Origin of the sequence: Liquorilactobacillus satsumensis DSM 16230 = JCM 12392, assembly GCF_001435195.1 — a bacterium.
In the GTDB taxonomy this organism is placed as follows: domain Bacteria; phylum Bacillota; class Bacilli; order Lactobacillales; family Lactobacillaceae; genus Liquorilactobacillus; species Liquorilactobacillus satsumensis.
Window position 1 is genome coordinate 1 of sequence record NZ_AZFQ01000021.1, and the last position, 312, is coordinate 312.

Consider the following 312-nt stretch of genomic DNA (forward strand, 5'->3'; position numbering starts at 1 on the left):
CTCGGTTTGTTAATTTAAATCAGAAAAAATATTATCTAGTTTTCAAAGAACAAGTTATAGCAACCATATAGTTGCTAATGGAGCCTAACGGGATCGAACCGTTGACCTCCTGCGTGCAAAGCAGGCGCTCTCCCAGCTGAGCTAAGGCCCCGAAATCATAAAAAGGATGGGCCTAAATGGACTTGAACCATCGACCTCACGCTTATCAGGCGTGCGCTCTAAACCAGCTGAGCTATAGGCCCATAACATCCTTAAATGAGAGTAAACCTCTCAAAACTAAACAAAGTTTCGACGAATGTGCAGTTTCCGTAA

Annotated in this window: 2 tRNA genes; both read right to left on the reverse strand. The window is 43.3% G+C overall.

Annotation, left to right across the window (positions count from 1 at the left end):
• Positions 1–78: 78 nt before the first annotated feature.
• A tRNA-Ala gene (locus FD50_RS02700) sits at positions 79–151 on the reverse strand.
• 16 nt (positions 152–167) lie between these two features.
• Positions 168–242: transfer RNA gene (locus tag FD50_RS02705), tRNA-Ile, on the reverse strand.
• Positions 243–312 lie beyond the last annotated feature (70 nt).